3 protein-coding genes are annotated in these 4794 nt (G+C 66.5%); all 3 read right to left on the reverse strand.

Translation table 11 applies throughout. The features are described 5' to 3' along the window. Positions 1 to 549: 549 nt before the first annotated feature. Entirely contained in the window at positions 550 to 1809 is a 1260-nt protein-coding gene (gene mmsB, locus GE115_RS18230) for a multiple monosaccharide ABC transporter permease (RefSeq protein WP_153686178.1), read from the reverse strand. A gap of 37 nt (positions 1810 to 1846) precedes the next feature. Continuing rightward, entirely contained in the window at positions 1847 to 3376 is a 1530-nt protein-coding gene (gene mmsA, locus GE115_RS18235; RefSeq protein WP_153686179.1) for a multiple monosaccharide ABC transporter ATP-binding protein, read from the reverse strand. 86 nt (positions 3377 to 3462) lie between these two features. Next, positions 3463 to 4536, reverse strand: a complete 1074-nt coding sequence (chvE, locus tag GE115_RS18240; protein ID WP_153686180.1) for a multiple monosaccharide ABC transporter substrate-binding protein — start codon at positions 4534 to 4536, stop codon at positions 3463 to 3465. Between the last annotated feature and the right edge of the window lie 258 nt (positions 4537 to 4794).

Here is a 4794-nt window from a genome sequence, read left to right on the forward strand (position 1 = left end):
TCAGCTCGGCGTGCAGTCGCGCGACGTCGGCGCGCACCTGCGCGATCGCCGCCTCGATCTCGGACGTGAACTCCGTCATTCGGTCTCCTCAGGTGGCCGAATGCCCGCCGCCTCCACAACGGCGGGCATCCGTTAGCGCTAACGTCGTCGATGTTAGCGCTAACGTCAGCCGGATGCCACACACCCGGCCGCCGCGGCATCGCGGTGGCATCCGAATTCGCAGGATGAGCCACGCCGGACGGCTGCCCTGGCGTCTGTGACGCGTCTCATCCTGCGAACTCCAAGACCCGGCGCCGAACTCCAAGTCGCCGCGCCGAACTCCACGACCCGCCGCCGAACTCCAAGACCCGGCGCCGGTGGATGGGCCATGCGACGGTCTCCATGCAGGAATCCGGGACGCATCCCCCGCTCCCAGCGCGGATGGGGCCCGATTTCCTGCGCCGTGTCCGGCCGGTGCACGCGTGAGCGGGGCCGACCGCGCGCCACGCACGACGACGGGCCCCCGCCTCGCGGCGGGGGCCCGTCGTGGACCGTGGGACGTCGGCCGGTTCAGCGCCCGCCGGAACGGCGCTTGTTGTACACGTCGAAGGCGACGGCCAGCAGCAGCACGAGGCCCTTGACGGCCTGCTGCCACTCGATGCCGATGCCCATGATCGACATGCCGTTGTTGAGCACGCCGATGATGAGACCACCGATGATCGCGCCGCCGATGGTGCCGACGCCGCCCTGCACCGCCGCACCGCCGATGAACGCGGCCGAGATCGCCTCGAGCTCGAAGCCGTCACCGGCCTTCGGGCCCGCGAGGTTCAGTCGCGCGGTGAAGATGAGGCCCGCGAGCGCGGCGAGCACGCCCATGTTGACGAACAGCCAGAAGTCGACCCGGCGGGTCTTGATGCCCGACAGCTCGGCCGCGTGGCGGTTGCCGCCGATGGCGTAGATGTGGCGGCCGAACACGGTGCGGTTCATCACGACGCCGTAGACGAGCACGAGCACGGCGAGCACGATGAGCGTGATCGGGATGCCCTTGTACGACGCGAGCGCGTAGGCGAAGAAGCCGATGGCGACCGAGACCAGCACGAGCTTGGTGACGAACCACGTCATCGGCTCGACCTCCTGGCCGTACTTCGTGCGGCCGCGGCGGGTGCGCACCTGCTGCACGATGAGGGCGATGATCGCGAGGGCGCCGACGCCGAGGGTCAGCGGGTCGAGCTCGAACTCGCCGAAGACGTTCGAGACGAAGCCGTTGCCGAGCGCGCGGTACTCGGTCGGGAACGAGCCGATGTTCGCGTTGCCGAGCACGGCGAGCGCGAGGCCTCGGAAGATGAGCATGCCGGCGAGCGTCACGATGAACGCTGGGATGCCGACGTAGGCGATCCAGAAGCCCTGCCAGACGCCGACGAGTGCGCCGATCGCGAGCGAGAGGATGATCGAGAGCCACCACGGCAGCCCCCATTGCACCGCGAACACGCCCGAGCACGCGCCGACGAAGGCGGCCACCGATCCGACCGACAGGTCGATGTGCCCCGCGATGATCACCATCACCATGCCGATCGCGAGCACGAGGATGTACCCGTTCTGCACGATCAGGTTGGAGATGTTCTGCGGTCGCAGCAGGATGCCGTCGGTCAGGATCGCGAACAGCACCACCACCACGATGAGCGCGATGAAGATGCCGTTCTTGCCGAGGTCGCCGAGCACGTGGCTGAGCCACTTGGTGAACTTGTTGTCGGCGGGGTTGATGTTGCCGCCGACGGCCTGCGATTCGCCGGTCGGCCCGGTGGGCGTCTGGGTTGGGGTTGGGTTCGTCATCGGATGTCTCCTGGGATGCGGGTCCGCGTACGCGGGGTCAGCGGGGCTTTTCCATGGTCATGAGCTTGAGCATCGCCTCGGGCGTGGCCTCCTCGATGGGGAGCTCGCCCGTGATGCGGCCCTCGGAGAGGGCGTACACGCGGTCGCAGATGCCGAGAAGCTCGGGCAGCTCGGAGGAGATCACGATGATGCCCTTCCCATCGGCCGCGAGCCGGTTGATGATCGTGTAGATCTCGTACTTCGCGCCGACGTCGATGCCGCGCGTCGGCTCGTCGAGGATGAGCACGTCGGGATCCGAGTAGATCCACTTGGACAGCACGACCTTCTGCTGGTTGCCACCCGAGAGCTTGCCGGTCTTCACGAGGACGTTCGGCGCCTTGATGTTCATCGACTGCTTGAACTCGGTGGCGACCTTGTACTCCTCGTTGTCGTGCACGAGGCCGAAGTTCTCGAGCTTCTTCAGCGACGCCATCGAGATGTTGCGCTTGATGTCCTCGATGAGGTTCAGGCCATAGGTCTTGCGGTCCTCGGTGGCGTACGCGATGCCGTTCTCGATCGCCTCGGAGACCGTGCGGGTCCTGATCTCCTTGCCGCGCAGGAACACCTTCCCCGAGATGCGCGACCCGTAGGAGTGGCCGAACAGGCTCATCGCGAACTCGGTGCGCCCGGCACCCATGAGGCCCGCGATGCCGACGATCTCGCCCGCGCGCACATTGAGGTTGACGCCGTCGACGACGACGCGCGTGGAGTCCTGCGGGTGGTGCGCGGTCCAGTCCTCGACGCGCAGCAGCTCGTCGCCGAGGTGCGGCGTGTGATCGGGGTAGCGGTGCTCCAGGTCACGGCCGACCATGTCCTTGATGATGCGGTCCTCCGTGACATCCGACTTCGCGATCGTCTCGATCGTCTTGCCGTCGCGGATGACCGTCACCGAGTCGGCGACCTTCTTGATCTCGTTCAGCTTGTGGCTGATGATGATCGAGGTGATGCCCTGGCCCTTCAGGTGCAGGATCAGGTCGAGCAGGTGGTCGGAGTCCTCGTCGTTGAGGGCGGCCGTCGGCTCGTCGAGGATGAGGAGCTTGACCTCCTTCGAGAGGGCCTTCGCGATCTCGACGAGCTGCTGCTTGCCGACGCCGATGTCCATGATCTTCGTCGTCGGGTTCTCGCGCAGGCCGACGCGGGCGAGGAGCTTGGATGCCTCGAAGTTCGTCTTGTTCCAGTCGATCAGGCCGCCGCGGCCCTTCTGCTCGTTGTTGAGGAAGATGTTCTCGGCGATGGAGAGGTACGGGCTGAGGGCGAGCTCCTGGTGGATGATCACGATGCCCTTGGCCTCGGAATCGGTGAGGTCCTTGAACTCCACGACCTCGTTCTCGAAGACGATGTCTCCGTCGTAGGTGCCGAACGGGTACACGCCCGAGAGCACCTTCATGAGGGTCGACTTCCCCGCGCCGTTCTCGCCGCAGATCGCGTGGACCTCGCCGCGCTTGACCTCGAGGTTCACGTTGGCGAGCGCCTTCACACCGGGGAAGGTCTTCGTGATGCCGCGCATCTCGAGAATATTGGTGGTCATCCTTGCTCCTGCTCCGTTGCCGAGTGACGAGACCTGCCGGTGGGGGAAGCGTAGTCCCCCCACCGGCCGGTCATCGAGCGTCGGCTCTAGCCGTTGATTTCCTCTTCGGTCCAGTAGCCGCTGTCGACCAGGACCTCGGTGATGTTGTCCTTGACGACGATCTGCGACTCGAGGAGGTACGACGGCACGACCTTCACGCCGTTGTCGTAGTCGGTCTCGTTGTTGACCTCGACCTCTTCGTCGTTCAGGATCGCGGCGGCCATGTTCACGGCCACCTCGGCGAGCTTGCGCGTGTCCTTGAAGATGGTCGCGAACTGCTCACCCGAGTTGATCGCCTTGACCGAGTCGAGCTCGGCGTCCTGGCCCGAGATGATCGGCCACTCGGCGCCGACGGCGTAGCCGGCGTCGGTGAGGGCCGAGATGATGCCGCGCGAGAGGCCGTCGTACGGCGAGAGCACCGCGTCGACCTGCGAGCCGTCGGAGTAGTCCGCCGTGAGGAGGTCCTCCATGCGGCTCTGCGCGACCTCGCCGTCCCAGCGCAGGATCGCGGCCTGCTCGAAGTCGGTCTGGCCCGACTTCACGACGAGCGTGCCGTCCTCGATCAGCGGCTCGAGCACGTCCATCGCGCCGTTCCAGAAGAACGTGGCGTTGTTGTCGTCGGGCGAGCCCGCGAACAGCTCGATGTTGAACGGACCGGCGGGGGCACCCTCGGCCGGGTTGCCCTCGAGGTCGGTGAGGCCGAGGCCGTTGGTCAGCGACCAGGCCTGCTGCTGGCCGACGACGAAGTTGTCGAACGACGCGTAGTAGTCGACGTTCTCCGAGTCGCGGATGAGTCGGTCGTAGGCGATGACCGGGATGTCCGAGTCGGCCGCCGACTGGAGGACCTCCGACAGCGTCGTGCCGTCGATCGAGGCGATGATGAGCGCCTCGGCGCCCTTCGTGATCATGTTCTCGATCTGCGAGACCTGCGTGGGGATGTCGTCCTCGGCGTACTGCAGGTCGACCTTGAAGCCCTGCTCCTCGAGCTGCTCCTTGACGGCGTCGCCGTCCTGGATCCAGCGCTCCGAGCTCTTGGTGGGCATCGCGACGCCGATGAGGCCGCCGCCGCCTTCGCCGCCTTCGCCGCCGCTGCCGCCCGAGCACGCGGCGAGCGCGAGCATCGAACCGGCGGCGATCGTCGCGAGGAGCACCTTCTTCGTGTTCTTCACGGTGTGTCCTTTCACTGTGTCAAATGGACGTCGTTGTCTTGGTGACAGTCGGATCCGGCCGCGTCCATGCCGACCGTGTCCCTCGCGCCGCCCGAGGGGCGGCCGCAAGTCTCTAGGTGGGGGGCCTGCCGGCGCCCGCCTGGGCGCGACGGGCATCCCCGGTCTGTCCGTACACGTTCTGGTAGCGGTCGTAGAGGCGGTCGATCGCGT

The sequence above is a fragment of the Agromyces agglutinans genome (assembly GCF_009647605.1).
Classification (GTDB): Bacteria; Actinomycetota; Actinomycetes; order Actinomycetales; family Microbacteriaceae; genus Agromyces; species Agromyces agglutinans.